We start from the raw sequence: 17,458 nt of genomic DNA, 5'->3' as shown, positions 1-17,458 counted from the left end.
AGGGGAGGGGATTTTATGTACGATATTGAGAACTATTATCAGGCTGAAAGTGTAAAAGATGCTGTGAGATTACTGAATGAACATCCGGATGCCAGGATCATTTCCGGAGGAAGTGATGTGCTGATCAAAATCCGGGAGGGAAAATTTGCCGGAACTTCTCTGGTGAGCATCCATGGGATCAAAGAAATCCAGGGTGTAAAAATGGCGGATAACGGAGATATTTATATTGGTGCCGGAACTGTCTTCTCACATATAACAAATGATGCAATTATCAGGAAATATATTCCGGTTCTTGGCGAGGCTGTAGATCAGGTAGGAGGACCACAGGTACGAAATATTGGTACTATCGGTGGAAACATCTGCAACGGAGCAGTCAGTGCGGACAGTGCACCGACCGTATTTTCCCTGAACGCACTGCTGAGGCTGGAAGATGGAAAGGAAGGCCGTCTTGTACCTGTAAAAGATTTCTATCTTGGACCCGGCAGGGTGGATCTGCGGCAGGGAGAGATCCTGACCTATGTGATCATTCCTGCAAAAGAATATGAAGGGTATCATGGTCATTATATTAAGTATTCCATGCGAAATGCCATGGATATCGCAACGATCAGCTGTAGTGTGGTGGGCAAGGTAGATCAACAGGCAGGAGTGATAGAAGATGTGCGCATTACCTTTGGAGTTGCAGCTCCGGTTCCGTACCGCTGCACAAAGGCAGAAGAGACTTTGAAGGGCATGAAGATAGAAGAAAGCCTTTATGAAAAGACAGCACAGCTGATCCGGGAGGAAATCAATCCGAGAGATTCCTGGAGAGCATCCAAGGCATTTCGTCTTCAGATTGGCGGAGAAATTGCGGCACGGGCATTGAGACGTACCGTAGAACTTGCAGGAGGTGACCGCATATGAAAAAGCAGATGCAGCTTGTACGATGTACAGTAAACGGAAGAGAAGTTGAAGAATATGTAGATGTAAGGGAGTCACTGCTTGATATGCTTCGCAACCGGCTTGGACTGACTTCTGTAAAAAAGGGCTGTGAAGTAGGAGAATGTGGTGCCTGTACAGTAATCATAGACGGAGAGACTATTGACTCCTGTATTTATCTGGCAGTCTGGGCGGAGGGTAAAAATATCCGTACACTGGAAGGTCTGGAGAAAAACGGAGAACTTACCAGGATTCAGGAGGCATTTATCGAAGAAGGTGCCATACAGTGCGGTTTCTGCACTCCCGGATTTATCATGTCTGCCACTGTTTTACTGGAACGTGGAGAGAAATTATCAAGAGATGCGATTCGGAAACATATGGCAGGAAATCTCTGCCGCTGCACAGGTTATGAGAACATTGTAAATGCGGTGGAAAAAGTAATGGATGAAAATGAGACAAGAAGAGGAAAGACAGTAAGATGACAAACAGATACACAAATGTCCCAAAATCTGACAATAAACCGGAAAATGTTGTAATAATAAGAGGTGGCGGTGATCTGGCCAGCGGTACGATCCACAGATTATACCGATGCGGCTACCGTCTTCTGGTACTGGAATGTGAGAAACCCACTGCGATCAGGCGAATGGTTTCTTTTTGCGAGGCTGTTTACGACGGGCAGTCTTCTGTGGAAGGAGTTCTCTGCAGAAAAGTTGACAGTGTAGAGGAATGCGAGGCAGTCTGGAAAGCCGGGGAGATTCCTCTTATGGCAGACACAGAAGGAACTGTCCTTAAGAAATACAGACCTGCAGCACTGATAGATGCAATTCTTGCAAAAAAGAATCTTGGAACCACCAGAGAGATGGCAGATCTAACCGTTGGTCTTGGACCGGGATTTGTGGCAGGTGAGGATGTGGATTATGTAGTGGAGACTATGAGAGGCCACAATCTTGCCAGGATCATCACAAAAGGCGCTGCTATGCCAAACACAGGAGTTCCGGGTATCATTGGAGGATTTGGAAAAGAGCGCGTGCTCCATGCTCCTGCTACAGGGGAAATCCATTGTATCTCAAAGATTGCAGATATCGTGGAGAAGGATCAGGTCCTTGCCTGGATCGGAGATACACCTGTCAGGGCTTCTCTTACAGGAGTTTTGCGTGGCATGATCAGAGATGGATTTACAGTGCCGAAGGGGATGAAAATTGCAGATATTGATCCGCGCAAAGAACAAAAGAAAAACTGTTTCACGATTTCCGACAAAGCCCGCTGTATTGCCGGCAGTGTATTGGAAATCCTGCTTTCAGAAGGAGTGATGCCATATGAAGCACCAGGTCGATTTTCTGGAACTGCTGCAGATTGATTATGAAAAATACCCTGTGATCGCTGTAGTTGGCGGCGGCGGCAAAACCAGCCTGATCTACCGCCTTACAGATGAACTGATCGATAAGGGAAAGAGAGTGATCATTACCACGACCACCCATATGGCAGGAGAATCTGAACTTCCGTTTGCCAGGGGCGGAGATGCAGTCAGGGTAAAAGAACTTCTGGACAAAGAAAGATATGTGATTGCTGCGGAATATGAGGAGGACACAGGTAAATATGCGTCTCTGACAGATGAAAAACTGGAAGAACTGAGAGAATTATGCGATGTAATGCTTGTGGAAGCGGACGGAGCAAAGCATCATCCGGTAAAAGTCCCGGAGAAATGGGAGCCTGTAATCCCCAGATGTGCGGACATTGTGATCAGTGTGATCGGGCTGGACTGTCTGGGGCAGCCAATCAGTCAGAGTGCTTACCGTATGGAACGTACCTCGGAATTTCTCAGGAAAAGTCTAGAAGCTCCGATCACTGAAGAAGATATTGTAAAGATTGCGACTTCTATCTGCGGACTTTTTAAGGATGTGGAAGAAAGAGTATACAGAGTGTATCTGAACAAGTCAGATATACTCAAAGAGAAAGAACCTGCAGAGCACATTGTTGAGGAACTGGAAAGGAAGAATACAGTAGCGGCTTACGGAAGCCTTTTGGAGGAATAAATTATTTTGAAAATTGCAATGATCATGCTGGCGGCTGGAAACAGCCGCCGTTTTGGGGCAAATAAACTGTTATATGAAATAGACGGAATACCTATGTATCGACATGTGCTGGAACAACTGGATGATACAAAGAAGAAAATAGAAAATATCTATTCGGAATATTCAGATATTACTGAGGATAATAATAATGATAATAATTCAGATATTGTTCAGTTAAATAACCTGTACAGAAATAATATCACAGCAAAAATAATCTGTAATATTATTGTTATTACTCAATATGATGCCATTGCAGAAGCAGTGAAAACAAAGGAAATACAGGTTTTGTATAATCCCCATCCGGAAGATGGAATTTCTTCCTCTGTAAAAATCGGTCTGAATGCCAGCCTGGATGCAGATGCAGTGCTTTTTACTGTGTCTGATCAGCCCTGGCTTACCAGTGAGACAATCTGTGAACTGATCCATGTGTTTTTAAACACTTCCAAAGGAATCGCCTGTGTTTCCTGTCAGGGGAAAATGGGAAATCCATGTATTTTTGACAGGAAATATTACAATGAGCTGCTTTCTCTGGAAGGAGATAAAGGCGGTAAAAAAGTGATCATGAAACATCTGGATGATACACAGATTTATGAGATAGAAGCAGGCAGGGAACTGGAAGATATTGATTATTATGAATCTATAGCAGTCCACTAGTACATCGTTTCGTAAATAACTATACCAATCGCGTAGGATGCGGATTCGAGTGTGCTGGTATAAAAACGCAGGCGTAGCGGGCTACGCTGAGGCTTTTAGACCTGTGCAATCGGATTCGCAGACAAGTGAGTGGTATAGTTATTTCGAAAACGATGTACTAAAGTGTGTCTGAAAAATGCTTTCCGCAAGATGTATGTCAAAATATACCGAAAAGTGGGGCGTGCAGATTGCAGGAATGATTTTCCAGACACTCTGGTCCACTCATCACAAAAAAAGTTCCGGGCGAGGTCACCGGAACTTTTTTTGCGCAATTATTTCGCTATATGGCAGATATCCTGAATATGTGGCAGTTATATATATCAGTATTAAACAGCTGATATATAATAAGATATCTGCTGAACAGATTAAAGATGGATTTTGGTTCCGGTTTTTCCCTGGATACCGTCTTTGGCTTTCTGAAGTAAAGTGATCATGGCAGTTCTTCCTTCTTTGGAGCTTGCAAAATCAACGGCAGCCTGAACTTTCGGGAGCATGGAACCTGGGGCAAACTGTCCCTCATTAATATATTTCTTAGCGTCATCTACAGTGATGTCATCCAGCCATTCTTCGTTTTCCTTGCCGAAGTTTACAGCAACCTTCTCCACTGCTGTAAGAATGATAAGCATATCTGCATCCAGCTCTTTGGCCAGGAGACAGCTTGCATAATCCTTATCAATAACTGCTGATGCACCTTTGAGATGATGTCCGTTAAGAACAACGGGAATTCCGCCGCCACCGCAGCAGATAACGATTTTATTTGCATCCACAAGACTGTTGATCGCATCCTGTTCAACGATTTCAACAGGCTTTGGAGATGCAACTACACGACGATAACCACGCCCTGCGTCTTCTTTCATGATATGTCCATATGCCTTGGCCTGATGGTCTGCTTCCTCTTTTGTCAGGAATTTGCCGATCGGCTTGGATGGATTTTCAAAAGCAGGATCATTGGGATCTACACGAACCTGAGTGACAACAGTGACGACAGGTGTGCGGACAAATCCTCTGATTCGAAGTTCCTCTCTCAAAGCATTCTGCAGATCATATCCGATGTAAGCCTGACTCATGGCAACACAGACAGAGAGAGGAGTGTTTGGCTGATTCTCATCTTCTCTGGAGAGAGCAGACATGGCATTGTTGATCATGCCAACCTGTGGCCCGTTTCCATGTACAACAACAACCTGATGACCTTCTTCGATCAGATCGCATAATGCTTTTGCAGTAGTTTTTACAGCTACCATCTGTTCCGGGAGAGTATTTCCCAGAGCGTTCCCACCGAGCGCAATAACGATTCTTTTTCTTGTAAACATTTGTAAAAACCTCCTGATTTTAAAGGCAAAGAGGGCCGCCGCAATAAAGATTGTGTGCTTTCTGCGACAGCCCCGCCTGCTATACAATATGATGAGTACTATTTTTCAATATATTTAAATTCTGAAACTGCTTTCAAAATTAAATATCTGTTTGAAAGCAGCTGGAATATTACTGCAATCCAACTGTTAATCTGCGCCTGATTATTTCAGGATTCTTGGAGCTGCTTTGACTTCAAGTTTCTTCAGGATATCCTGTGGATTTTCAAATTTGGAAAGCATGATCATAGCAGCGATGATGTATGGTTTGAAGCTTGCTTCTTTGTATAACGGGATTCTGTAACGATCGAATACAGAAGCGTCAACCTCACCTGTTTCGCAGCTTACACCTGTAATATCAGCCGGCAGGCAGTGCAGGTAAAGAGCTTTTCCGTCTTTTGTTGTTTTCATAAGTTCTTCTGTGCAGGCCCAGTCTTTGTGCTGTGCATTCTGTGCAAGAAGTTCTTTCTCTAATTTATCGATTCCGTCGAAGTCGCCTTCTGCATAAAGGTCTGTACGTTTTTCCATAGCTGCAAATGGAGCCCAGCTCTTTGGATATACGATATCAGCATCTTTGAAAGCTTCAGCCATATCGTTTGTCTTTGTGAAGGATCCGCCGTTTTTCTCAGCATTCTTTTTGGCGATCTCTTCAACTTCCGGCATTACATCATATCCTTCCGGATGAGCAAGAACAACGTCCATGCCGAAACGTGTCATCAGACCGATAACGCCCTGCGGAACGGAGAGTGGTTTACCATAGGATGGAGAGTAAGCCCATGTCATAGCGATCTTTTTGCCTTTCAGATTCTCAACACCGCCGAATTCATGGATGATGTGCAGCATATCTGCCATACACTGTGTCGGATGGTCAACGTCGCACTGAAGGTTTACAAGAGTAGGTCTCTGCTCAAGGATACCGTCTTTGTTTCCTTCTGTAACAGCTTCCATGAATTCTTTCTGGTAAGCATGTCCTTTTCCGATGTACATATCATCACGGATACCGATCACATCAGCCATGAAAGACACCATGTTTGCTGTTTCACGAACAGTTTCACCATGAGCGATCTGAGATTTCTTTTCATCAAGATCCTGTACTTCCAGACCAAGAAGGTTACATGCGGAAGCAAAAGAGAAACGTGTACGTGTGGAGTTATCGCGGAAGATAGAGATTCCAAGACCACTCTCGAATACTTTTGTGGAGATATTGTTCTCTCTCATGAAACGGAGAGCATCAGCAACTGTGAAAACAGCTTCCAGTTCATCATCTGTTTTGTCCCATGTCCAGAAGAAATCGTTGTTGTACATTTCTTTGAAGTTTAAGCTGTTTAATTTATCAATGTAATCCTGTAATGTTTTCATAAAATCAATACCTGCTATGCTTTGATAGCTTATCCTTTCCTGATATGAAATAATTGAATCTCTGCGTTTGGCAGAACACCGGTTATCCGGCTGTATCTGTTTATCTTGTGTCCCTGCCTGTTACAGCAGGGATTCTGTCCGGACACATATTAAGCCTTTAGGATGATAGGAAATCCGTCGCCTAAAAAAATTTGAAAATTTATTTATTATTTGCAGTATGCAGTTGGAAGAGCAGCGTATACAGCAGCGCATCTTACAAGGTCGATCTTCCATGTTTTTTCGTTCGGAGCATGAGCCTGTGCTTCTGCACCAGGTCCGAATCCGATACAAGGAATGCTGTTACGTCCCATGATTGTTACACCATTAGTAGAGAATGTCCATTTGTCTGTAAGCGGACGAGCTTTTCTCATGCCTTCTGTCTCAGCATTTCCGAGACGCTCTTCGCCGTACAGTCCTTTATATGCTTCTTCCAGAGCCTGTGTTACTTTGTGATCTTTCGGGATTACCCATGTCGGGAAGTAGCACTCGATCGGATATACAAGGTCTGTATAGGACGGACGGTTGTATTCATACATGGATACTGTTACGTCGTCGCCATATTTCTGTACAGCCGGAAGAGCACGGATCTCATCCAGGCAGCTTTCCCATGTTTCGCCTGCTGTCATACGACGGTCAAGAGATACAGAGCAGGAGTCAGCTACTGCACAGCGGCTTGGGGATGTGAAGAAGATTTCGGAAGTAGTAACAGTGCCACGTCCAAGGAAACGTGCTTCTTCCCATTCAGGGTTGTATTTCTCATCAAGCATTTTTACAAGACCTTTGATCTCTGTGGTATCAGCAGCATCGTTTTCGTTTAATGCGCGGATATCCTGGAGAATATCAGCCATTTTGTAGATTGCATTGTCACCACGTTCCGGAGCGGAACCATGGCAGGAAACACCCTTTACATCTACGCGGATTTCCATACGTCCACGCTGTCCTCTGTAGATACCGCCGTCTGTTGGTTCTGTGGAAACAACGAATTCAGGACGAACACCATCTTCATGGATGATGTACTGCCAGCAGAGACCGTCACAGTCTTCTTCCTGTACAGTACCTGTCACAAGTACCTGATATTTATCGTTTAAAAGACCAAGGTCTTTCATGATCTTAGCACCGTATACTGCAGAAACAATACCGCCCATCTGGTCAGATGTTCCACGTCCGCCAATTTCTTCATCAGATTCGAAACCTTCGTATGGATCAAATTCCCAGTTCTTGATATTACCGATACCGACTGTATCAATATGAGCGTCAAAACCAATGAGAGTTTTACCTGTTCCCATGTAGCCGAGGATATTGCCCATCGGATCGATCTGAACTTTGTCGAATCCGACTTTTTCCATTTCCTCTTTGATTCTCATGATATGTCCTTTTTCTCCGCAGCTTTCGCCAGGAATGCGAACCAGATCGCGAAGGAACTTAGTCATATCATCCTTATAACCCATTGCAGCTTCGTTAATTTTTGCGTAATCCATTTTTTTACCCTCCCAATATGTATAAAATATTATGATGTTAGGGTCAAAAGGTATTTTGCCCCTAATCTGATATCATATTATTAGTTACTGGTATATCATTTTCGAGATAACCATACCACTTACCTGTCTGTGTTCACCAAAAACATCATTTGCTTAAAGATTCGTTTGTTCCGTATAATCCGTCCCATACGATCTCGCGGTAGCGAACAGGATCAGTGTCACCTTCTGTGGAAATAACAAGTACTACGGAATTCTCATCCAGTTTCAGCGCTTCTTTTAAGTCTTTTGCATCTTCATCGTGAAGAGCAGTGAAGCAGAAACCAAGCGGAACGGAACCGGATTCACCAGAGACAACGTGTGGATCATCTCCCAGTGGATTAGCGTAGATACGTGTTGCCTTTGCGCTCATCCAGTCAGGACAGGATGCAAATACATCTACGTGATTTTTCAGGATATCCCATCCGATCATATTTCCCTCACCGCATGCAAGACCGGCCATAATTGTCTGAAGATCACCTGTAACATTTACCAGATTTCCTGTCTTTGCAACAGCGGAGCGGTACAGGCAGTCAGCAGCACTTGCTTCACAGACAGCCATAACCGGCGGGTTATCTTTATATTTATGAGCGAAATAACCGACTACGGCACCTGCTAAAGAACCAACACCGGCCTGAACAAATACATGTGTCGGACGTTCAACACCCATTTCTTTTAACTGCTGGTCAGCCTCAAGAACCAGTGTTCCGTATCCCTGCATGATCCAGGATGGAATTTCTTCATATCCGTCCCATGCGGTATCCTGAACGATGATACCATGTTCTGTTTTGGCAGCTTCTGCTGCAGCCATTCTTACGCAGTCATCATAGTTTACTTCTTCGATCGTAACAGTAGCACCTTCTTTGGCAATGTTATCGAAACGAGTCTTTGTTGTTCCCTTAGGCATTCTTACAACTGCTTTCTGTCCAAGGCGGTTAGCTGCCCATGCAACTCCACGTCCATGATTACCGTCTGTTGCAGTAAAGAATGTAGCCTGTCCGAATTCTTCTCTTAATTTATCAGAAGAGAGAACATTGTATGGCAGCTCGCTGATATCACGTCCAAGTTCTTTTGCGATATAGCGGCCCATTGCATAAGAACCTCCAAGTACTTTGAAAGCATTTAAGCCAAAGCGATAGGATTCATCCTTACAGAAAATATTTTTTACTCCTAAATATTTCGCAAGGGATGAAAGGTTCTGAAGAGGCGTCACACTGTACTGTGGGAAACTTCTGTGGAACTCATTTGCTTTCTTTACATTTTCTTCGGACATCAGTTCCAGGTGTTTATCATCTGATTTCGGAACCTCGTTTACAGTCCATTTTAATCCTTCTGTCATAAAATGACCTCCCTTAAAAATTATCATTTGGTTTCCTTAACTTGTGATTCTATCATACCATATATTTTAAAAATTGCAATAGAAAAATACAAAAATTTTTAGGTTTTTCAAAAAAAAATTAGGTTTCATAATTTGTACATTGATATAAGGATTTGGATATGATAAAATAATGAGTAATGTTCGTTTTATTTTTACAGGATAGACAGTAAAGTGGGTATAAAAGAGCAATACAAAAGATACAGAAGAGGAGAAAATATTATGGCAGTATTTCATGCATTCCGGGCACTTCGACCTACACCGGAAAAGGCTGCTGATGTGGCAGCACTTCCATATGATGTGGTAAACCGGGAAGAAGCAAAATCAATCGGAGATGAGAATCCCCTGTCCTTTCTTCATATTGACAGACCGGAAATGGATCTGGAACCTGAGACAGATCTGTATGATGATCGGGTTTATGAAAAAGCAAAAGAAAATCTTGACAATATGGAAGAAAAGGGAATTCTTGTTCAGGATCAGAAGGCCTGTTACTATATATATGAACTTGTAAGAAAAGGAAAGACACAGACCGGTATCGTAGGATGCAGTTCCATTGATGATTATATGAATGGTGTAGTGAAGAAACATGAGCTTACCAGAGAAGATAAGGAACAGGACAGGATCCACCATGTAGATTCCTGTAATGCAAATACCGGTCCTATTTTTCTGGCATGCAGATATCCGGATTCTCTGCTTACACTGATGAATAACTGGAAAGATCATCATGAAGCAGCATATGATTTTACAGAAGAGGATCAGATCACACACAGAGTATGGGTGATTGATGAAGATGAGGTTATTTCTGAAATAAATAAGGAATTTGCAGGGATTGATTCTCTGTACATCGCAGATGGACATCACCGCGCAGCTTCCGCTGTAAAAGTAGGTTTAAAGAGAAGAGAACAGAATCCGGGATATACAGGGGAGGAAGAGTTTAATTATTTCCTGTCTGTTGTATTTCCCTATGATCAGCTCTGCATTCTTCCTTATAACAGGATTGTAAAAGATTTGAACGGCCTGACTGTAAAGGCATTTCTGGGCGCCCTGAAGTTCAACTTTGAACTGATGCTGATGCCGGGATTTCCATGCAAGCCTGTAGAGAAGCATTGTATGGGAATGTATGTGGACGGACAGTGGTATCACCTGAAAGCATGGCCGGATATCTATGAGAAGAAGGACGTGGTCGGACAGCTGGATGTATCCATTCTTCAGGAAAAAGTCCTCAGACCAGTCCTTGGAATCGAAGATCCGCGCACAGACCAGAGAATCTCCTTTGTGGGCGGAAGCCATAAGGCAGCAGAGCTGGCAGAGATTGCGGACAGAACCGGCGGTGTAGCCTTTGTCATGTACCCGACATCTATGGAAGACCTGATGAAGATTGCAGACGAGAACAAATTAATGCCTCCAAAATCCACCTGGTTTGAGCCAAAACTTCGGAGTGGGCTGTTTATACATAAGTTATAATTTGCCGAAGATGTCTTATAAAAATATTATAATAATTTCGCTGTAGACTTTTTCTTCCTTTAATGGTACAATTGGTTCTATACAAAAGAGAACGAGACGTACTATAACGAAAGGAGGGAAGAATGTGGAAGATGCGGAATTGAGAAATATCCTTTTTTCTATACAGGGAAGCATTGCCGGTTTTCAAAATGATATGTCCGATGTAAAGAACGATATCGCAGATATGAGGACAGATATTGCAAACATGAAGACGGATATTACGAACATGAAGACAGATATTGCGAACATGAAGACGGATATCACAAACATGAAGACGGATATCACGAACATGAAATCAGATATTGTGCAACTCAAGGGAAGCGTAAAAACTATAGAACTTAAACTGGAAAATGAAATTGACAGAAAAATATCTGCCCTATTTGATGCACGTATGGATGAGCTTCGCTATAGAAAGGAGAATAAGGAAACTCGAGAGAAAGTTTTTGAACTGGATATGCGTGTAGACAATTTGGAAAAAGCCATCATGCCAGCGTAACTGTAACAGATGATTGTAAGGCTTGTACATAGGATAAACAGGAAGAAATTTTATAACATAAAAAAGTACATGAAATTTCTTCCTGCTAAATTTGTATAATTTTTGTAAATTTTTCAAAAAACAGTTGAAATCACAGAAATAATTTGTTATACTAACTTGCGTTACGGGGTATGGCGTAGCTTGGTAGCGCGCACGGCTGGGGGCCGTGAGGTCGCAGGTTCAAATCCTGTTGCCCCGACTGACATATGGTTAAATCGTTTGTAGTATATTTTTACAATGAATGATTCAGACGTATGTTCATTTCATTTCAAAAAAGCCAAATAAAGTTATAAGTAAAATGCAATGATAGGGAATAGTACACTCGGACCGGAGCACAGAGAACTGCTGGTTGCTGAGAAGCAGTGGAAGGAAATTGTGGAACTCGCCTTTGAGCAGCTGCCTGAAATTATACAAGAGTAGGTGCAGACGGTTTCCACCGTTATATGGAGAGGATATAAGAATACCGGATATCCGGAGATTCCGTATCCCATGAGTGTATGACATTGTTCATAAATAAGAGTGGTACCGCGTAAGATGATAATATCTTTCGTCTCTTGCAGATAAGTCTGTGGAGATGGAAGATTTTTTTATGTCTTTTTACAGTCAATCCCCACAGTCCAAACATAATATTTACATAACGGAGGAAGAAAAAATGATGAATCCAAGCAAATATCAGAGACAGTATTTTATGCCGCCTGTTAAATGCATGAAATGGGCAGAAAAAGAATATGTGGACAAAGCACCTGTCTGGTGTTCTGTAGACCTTCGTGACGGTAATCAGGCACTGGTGATTCCGATGAGTCTGGAACAGAAAATTGAATTCTTTAAACTTCTTGTAAAAATCGGTTTCAAAGAAATTGAAGTAGGTTTCCCGGCTGCTTCTGAAACAGAATATGAATTTCTGCGTACCCTGATCGAGCAGAATCTGATCCCACAGGATGTAACTATTCAGGTTCTGACTCAGGCCAGAGAGCATATCATCCGCAAAACTTTTGAAGCTGTCAAAGGCGCACCGAAGGCAATTGTACATGTGTACAATTCCACCTCTGTAGCTCAGAGAGAACAGGTATTTAAGAAATCCAAAGAAGAAATCTTAAAGATTGCAGTGGATGGTGCCGCATTATTAAAGAAACTGGCTGATGAAACAGAAGGAAATTTCCAGTTTGAGTACAGCCCTGAAAGCTTTACAGGCACAGAACCGGAATACGCTCTGGAAGTATGCAATGCAGTTCTTGATGTATGGCAGCCTACAGCAGATAACAAATGCATCATCAATCTGCCTGTAACTGTACAGCATTCCATGCCGCATGTATATGCAAGCCAGGTAGAATATATGTGTGAAAATCTGAAATACCGCGAGAATGTAATCGTATCTCTCCATCCGCACAATGACAGAGGATGCGGTGTTGCAGATTCTGAAATGGGATTACTTGCAGGTGCAGACAGAATCGAGGGTACTCTGTTCGGAAACGGTGAGCGTACCGGAAATGTAGATATTGTTACACTTGGTATGAATATGTATTCTCAGGGTGTAGATCCAAAACTTGACTTCTCTGATATGCCGCATATCTGTGAAATATATGAAGAATGTACCGGAATGAAAGTAGGCGAAAGAAGTCCGTACAGTGGTGCACTTGTATTTGCCGCATTTTCCGGCTCTCATCAGGATGCAATTGCCAAGGGTATGCACTGGAGAGATGACAAGGATCCGGATCACTGGAATGTTCCGTATCTTCCGATCGACCCGACAGATGTGGGAAGAAATTATGACGCAGATGTTATCCGCATCAACAGCCAGTCCGGCAAAGGCGGCGTAGGATATATTCTTGAGACCAAATTCGGGCTTAATCTTCCTCCGAAAATGCGTGAAGCAATGGGATATGCCACAAAAGCTGTTTCAGACCACAAACATAAAGAGCTTCATCCTGACGAAATTTTCAATCTGTTTAAACAGACCTTTGAGAATATCACAGAACCGTACAGCATCAATGAAGTACATTTCCAGCAGAAAGATGGTGGTATTATAACAAAAGTTACCTCTACTTTCCGCGGAAAGACAATCACTACAGAGGCATCCGGTAACGGACGTCTTGATGCAGTCAGCAATGCACTGAAGAAGGCATATGAGCTGAAATATTCCCTGGAAACATATCAGGAACATGCGCTGGAGCGCAGTTCAAGTTCCAAAGCTATTGCTTATGTCGGTATCAAAAAGCCGGATGGAACCCTTGCCTGGGGTGCAGGCGTAGACGCGGATATCATTCGCGCATCTATTGATGCACTTGTAACAGCGATCAATAACCGTTAGATTGTTCCGACACGCCCGATTTTTTCCTGCTGTTTTTTGACTTCTGCAGGTCAGGCTAATATCCGCTTGGCAGGGAATAATATAGTTTACATAAAATATCAAAAATCAGATACCGGTCAGATTGTCCAGAGGACTTCCTGACCGGTATTTTTTTTGTATTTATAAAAATACAAGAAAGTCTTAATGTACGCGATAAAGTACAATAAAGAAGCAAACTCCGATGAAAAGCTATCAGAATTGTATTTAATTAAAATCATAAGGGAAATTAATTGACATAACACTCATGTTTACGTATACTGACAGCGTGGACAGAAAAGTGTCCTAAATAAGTACAATTTACATTTTATTATCTCACTCCAGGCCAGTGAGAAATGCGCGGAAATATTTTAGAGAAAGAGGTAAAAGAATGAAAAATTTCGAACAGTGGAATGGCTTTAAGGGCAACCGTTGGAAAGAAAAAATCGATGTACGTAACTTTATTGGAATGAACTATACACCATATGACGGTGATGCTTCTTTCCTGGAAGGACCTACAGAAGCTACAAACAAACTGTGGGGCAAGCTCCAGGCACTTCAGAAAGAAGAACGTGCTAAAGGCGGAGTTCTTGATATGGAGACAGAGGTAGTTACATCTCTGACAGCATATGGTCCCGGATATATTGATGAAGAAACAAAAGACCTTGAAAAAGTTGTTGGTCTTCAGACAGATAAACCTCTGAAACGTGCTTTCATGCCATACGGCGGTATCAAAATGGCAGAGCAGGCTTGTGAAACTTACGGATATAAAGTAAGTGACAAGATTAAAGATGTTTTCCACAACTATGAATTTAAAACTCACAACCAGGGTGTATTTGATATCTACACACCTGAGATGAAAGTAGCACGTCACAACAAGATCCTTACAGGTCTTCCGGATACTTACGGACGTGGACGTATCGTTGGCGACTACAGACGTGTGGCTCTGTACGGAATCGACGCTCTGATCGAAGGAAAACAGAAAGACTTCGCAGCATGCGACCGTCAGGGTATGAGACGTTATGACTTCCAGCTTCGTGAAGAGATCGCTGATCAGATCCGTGCTCTGAAAGGCATGAAAGTTATGGCTGAATCTTATGGATATGATATCTCCAAACCGGCCAAAGATGCAAGAGAAGCTTTCCAGTGGCTGTACTTCGGATATCTTGCAGCCATCAAAACTCAGAACGGTGCTGCAATGAGTGTCGGACGTATTTCCACATTCCTTGATATTTATATTGAAAGAGATCTTCAGAACGGAACTCTTACAGAGAAAGAAGCTCAGGAGCTTGTTGACCACATGGTAATGAAATTCCGTATGGTTAAATTTGCACGTATCCCTTCTTACAACCAGTTATTCTCCGGTGACCCGGTATGGGCAACTCTGGAAGTAGCAGGTATGGGACAGGACGGACGTTCCATGGTAACAAAGAACGACTATCGTTTCCTGCACACACTGGAAGATATGGGACCGGCTCCGGAACCAAACCTTACAGTACTTTATTCTTCAAGACTGCCTGAGAACTTTAAGAAATATGCTGCAAATATTTCTGTTACAACAAGTTCTGTTCAGTATGAGAACGATGATGTTATGCGTCCGGTATGGGGCGATGACTACAGCATCTGCTGCTGTGTATCTGCTACAGAGACAGGTAAAGAGATGCAGTTCTTCGGCGCTCGTGCAAACCTTGCAAAATGCCTTCTTTACGCGATCAACGGCGGTGTTGATGAGAAGACAAAACAGCAGGTAGGACCGAACTATCAGCCGATCACTTCTGAATATCTTGACTATGATGAAGTAATCGCAAAATATGATAAAATGATGGACTGGCTGGCTCATCTGTATGTCGGAACACTGAACATGATTCACTACATGCATGACAAATACTACTACGAAGCAGCAGAGATGGCTCTGATCGATACAAAGGTTGAGCGTTCTTTTGCAACAGGTATCGCAGGATTCTCTCATGTAGTAGACTCCCTGTCCGCTATCAAATATGCAAAAGTTAAAGCTATCCGCGATGAAGACGGCATTACAACAGATTTCCAGGTTGAGGGTGACTTCCCACGTTATGGTAATGATGATGACAGAGCAGACGAGATCGCAACAACTCTTCTGTCTACATTCCTTGAGAAGCTGAAACACATTCATACTTACCGTGATTCTAAGCCAACCACATCCATCCTTACTATTACTTCCAACGTTGTTTATGGTAAGGCTACAGGCTCTCTTCCGGATGGAAGAAAAGCAGGTGAACCTCTTGCACCTGGTGCAAACCCATCTTACGGTGCAGAGCAGAACGGTCTTCTTGCTTCCCTGAACTCTGTTGCCAAGCTTGACTATGAAGATGCTCTTGACGGTATCTCCAATACTCAGACAATCAATCCTGATGCTCTGGGACACAGTGATGACGAGCGTTCAGAGAATCTGGTACATGTACTTGACGGATACTTTGATCAGGGTGCTCATCACCTCAATGTAAACGTATTTGGTAAAGAGAAACTGATCGACGCTATGGAACATCCGGAAAAAGAAGAGTATGCAAACTTCACAATCCGTGTATCCGGATATGCTGTTAAGTTCATCGACCTTACAAGAGAGCAGCAGTTAGACGTTATTGCCAGAACCTGCCACGACAGAATGTAATTAATGGATGATGATATAATGGATAATAAACAGATAAAAGGCTATGTTCATTCTTTAGAAAGCTTCGGGTCCGTTGACGGACCCGGAGTAAGATATGTGATTTTTTTAAGCGGCTGTGCTATGAGATGTCAGTTCTGTCATAATCCGGATACCTGGAAGATGAAGCAGGGAGAGCTTTATACGGCAGATGAGCTTCTTAAGAAAGCTTTACGTTATAAGGGCTACTGGGGCAGCAAAGGCGGTATCACTGTAAGCGGTGGTGAGCCATTGCTTCAGATGGATTTTCTTACAGAATTTTTTAAGAAGGCAAAGGCAGAGGGTGTGCATACGAATCTTGATACCAGTGGAAATCCCTTCACTGATCAGGAACCATGGCATTCCGGATGGCTGGAGCTTATGAAGTATACAGATCTTGTAATGCTTGATATCAAGCAGATTGACGAGCAGGAGCATATTAAGCTTACCGGTCATTCCAATAAGAATATTCTTGCGATGGCGCGGGAACTTTCTGATATGAAAAAACCTGTATGGATCCGTCATGTGCTTGTGCCGGACGGAAGTGATAAGGATGAATATCTGCACCGGTTAGCTGATTTTATCCATACTCTTTCCAATGTGGAGAGAGTGGAGGTGCTCCCTTATCATACGCTTGGTAAGTTTAAATGGGAGAATCTGGGGCTTTCTTATCCACTGGAGGGGGTTAATCCTCCGACGCAGGAAAGGATTGATAATGCCCGGAAGATTCTTGGAGCTATCTGAGTAAAAATATATAGCTGTCATATCCTCTTTTTGGGGTATGGCAGCTTTATTTGTTTAAAAAAGGGACGCGAAGCAGGCGTATAGTTGTACCGGATACGGTTTCGGCATCTAAGAGATTCTAAGTCCTCAGAAATCTGCTAAAAGCATGAAACGAAAAGTCCGGGATTACTCGCTGCCGCTCAGACAAGGGACTTTTCGTCTCATAACGCAGATTTCTGAGAACTAAGAATCTCTAAGATGCCTGCAAATGCATCCGGTACAACTATACGCCTGCTTCGCTGGTTTTGGTTAAGATATAATACAAGGTGGAGTGTGAATTATAAGAAGGACTTTGTTTATATAAAAATGAATTGAGATGCGAAATATATCCCCCGGGAG

Annotated in this window: 15 protein-coding genes, 1 tRNA gene and 1 other annotated feature; of the genes, 12 read left to right on the top strand and 4 right to left on the bottom strand. The window is 42.9% G+C overall.

All coding sequences use genetic code 11. The features are described from left to right. The first annotated feature begins 15 nt into the window (after positions 1–15). The 6 genes from xdhB to LJE09_RS19095 all read left to right on the top strand — a co-directional run bounded on the left by xdhB (position 16) and on the right by LJE09_RS19095 (position 4,110). On the top strand, positions 16–900 hold the full coding sequence (xdhB, locus tag LJE09_RS03230) for a xanthine dehydrogenase subunit XdhB (protein WP_227310961.1): 885 nt from the start codon (positions 16–18) through the stop codon (positions 898–900). After that, a complete protein-coding gene (xdhC, locus tag LJE09_RS03225) occupies positions 897–1,397 on the top strand; it encodes a xanthine dehydrogenase subunit XdhC (protein WP_008703273.1) in 501 nt (166 codons plus the stop codon). The genes xdhB and xdhC overlap by 4 nt, the downstream gene beginning before the upstream one ends. After that, positions 1,394–2,272, top strand: a complete 879-nt coding sequence (gene yqeB, locus LJE09_RS03220) for a selenium-dependent molybdenum cofactor biosynthesis protein YqeB (RefSeq protein WP_055052752.1) — start codon at positions 1,394–1,396, stop codon at positions 2,270–2,272. The genes xdhC and yqeB overlap by 4 nt, the downstream gene beginning before the upstream one ends. Further along, on the top strand, positions 2,232–2,948 hold the full coding sequence (gene yqeC / locus LJE09_RS03215) for a selenium cofactor biosynthesis protein YqeC (RefSeq protein ID WP_055059498.1): 717 nt from the start codon (positions 2,232–2,234) through the stop codon (positions 2,946–2,948). The genes yqeB and yqeC overlap by 41 nt, the downstream gene beginning before the upstream one ends. Positions 2,949–2,954: 6 nt before the next feature. Next, positions 2,955–3,641 (top strand): nucleotidyltransferase family protein, encoded by a 687-nt coding sequence (locus LJE09_RS03210; RefSeq protein ID WP_022381426.1) that lies wholly within the window; start codon positions 2,955–2,957, stop codon positions 3,639–3,641. Between the two features lie 175 nt (positions 3,642–3,816). Beyond that, positions 3,817–4,110, top strand: coding sequence for a DUF6783 domain-containing protein (locus LJE09_RS19095; protein WP_368196351.1), 294 nt, complete (start codon positions 3,817–3,819; stop codon positions 4,108–4,110). On the opposite strand, the gene arcC is transcribed toward LJE09_RS19095, so the two are convergent. The 4 genes from arcC to dpaL form a co-directional block, all read right to left on the bottom strand. Next, a complete protein-coding gene (gene arcC / locus LJE09_RS03205; RefSeq protein ID WP_008703267.1) occupies positions 4,046–4,990 on the bottom strand; it encodes a carbamate kinase in 945 nt (314 codons plus the stop codon). The genes LJE09_RS19095 and arcC overlap by 65 nt on opposite strands. A gap of 201 nt (positions 4,991–5,191) precedes the next feature. After that, positions 5,192–6,385, bottom strand: a complete 1,194-nt coding sequence (gene ygeW / locus LJE09_RS03200) for a knotted carbamoyltransferase YgeW (RefSeq protein ID WP_008703264.1) — start codon at positions 6,383–6,385, stop codon at positions 5,192–5,194. A gap of 206 nt (positions 6,386–6,591) precedes the next feature. Beyond that, a complete protein-coding gene (locus tag LJE09_RS03195) occupies positions 6,592–7,902 on the bottom strand; it encodes a YgeY family selenium metabolism-linked hydrolase (protein ID WP_025581111.1) in 1,311 nt (436 codons plus the stop codon). Positions 7,903–8,047: 145 nt separating this feature from the next. Next, a complete protein-coding gene (gene dpaL, locus LJE09_RS03190) occupies positions 8,048–9,277 on the bottom strand; it encodes a diaminopropionate ammonia-lyase (protein ID WP_022381424.1) in 1,230 nt (409 codons plus the stop codon). A gap of 258 nt (positions 9,278–9,535) precedes the next feature. Here dpaL and LJE09_RS03185 point away from each other — a divergent pair, with 258 nt between their 5' ends. From LJE09_RS03185 to pflA, 6 genes are all read left to right on the top strand, one after another. Continuing rightward, positions 9,536–10,777 (top strand): DUF1015 domain-containing protein, encoded by a 1,242-nt coding sequence (locus LJE09_RS03185; protein ID WP_022381423.1) that lies wholly within the window; start codon positions 9,536–9,538, stop codon positions 10,775–10,777. Positions 10,778–10,901: 124 nt separating this feature from the next. Further along, on the top strand, positions 10,902–11,312 hold the full coding sequence (locus LJE09_RS03180) for a hypothetical protein (protein WP_227310960.1): 411 nt from the start codon (positions 10,902–10,904) through the stop codon (positions 11,310–11,312). A gap of 164 nt (positions 11,313–11,476) precedes the next feature. Continuing rightward, positions 11,477–11,550 (top strand) — tRNA-Pro (locus tag LJE09_RS03175). 95 nt (positions 11,551–11,645) lie between these two features. Beyond that, positions 11,646–11,909: a binding site (T-box leader), on the top strand. Positions 11,910–12,003: 94 nt separating this feature from the next. Further along, positions 12,004–13,659: a 2-isopropylmalate synthase gene (locus LJE09_RS03170; protein ID WP_022381421.1), complete on the top strand. Its 1,656-nt coding sequence runs from the start codon at positions 12,004–12,006 to the stop codon at positions 13,657–13,659. 406 nt (positions 13,660–14,065) lie between these two features. Beyond that, positions 14,066–16,321 carry a formate C-acetyltransferase gene (gene pflB / locus LJE09_RS03165; protein ID WP_020993932.1) on the top strand — a complete coding sequence of 752 codons (2,256 nt, stop codon included), beginning with the start codon at positions 14,066–14,068 and terminating at the stop codon, positions 16,319–16,321. 18 nt (positions 16,322–16,339) lie between these two features. Further along, a complete protein-coding gene (gene pflA / locus LJE09_RS03160) occupies positions 16,340–17,080 on the top strand; it encodes a pyruvate formate-lyase-activating protein (RefSeq protein ID WP_022381418.1) in 741 nt (246 codons plus the stop codon). Positions 17,081–17,458: the final 378 nt, after the last annotated feature.

Source organism: Blautia sp. DFI.3.45 (genome assembly GCF_020593505.1).
In the GTDB taxonomy this organism is placed as follows: Bacteria; Bacillota; Clostridia; order Lachnospirales; family Lachnospiraceae; genus Blautia_A; species Blautia_A wexlerae.
Note: the sequence above shows the minus strand (reverse complement) of the source record. Positions and strands in the feature narration are given on the sequence as shown.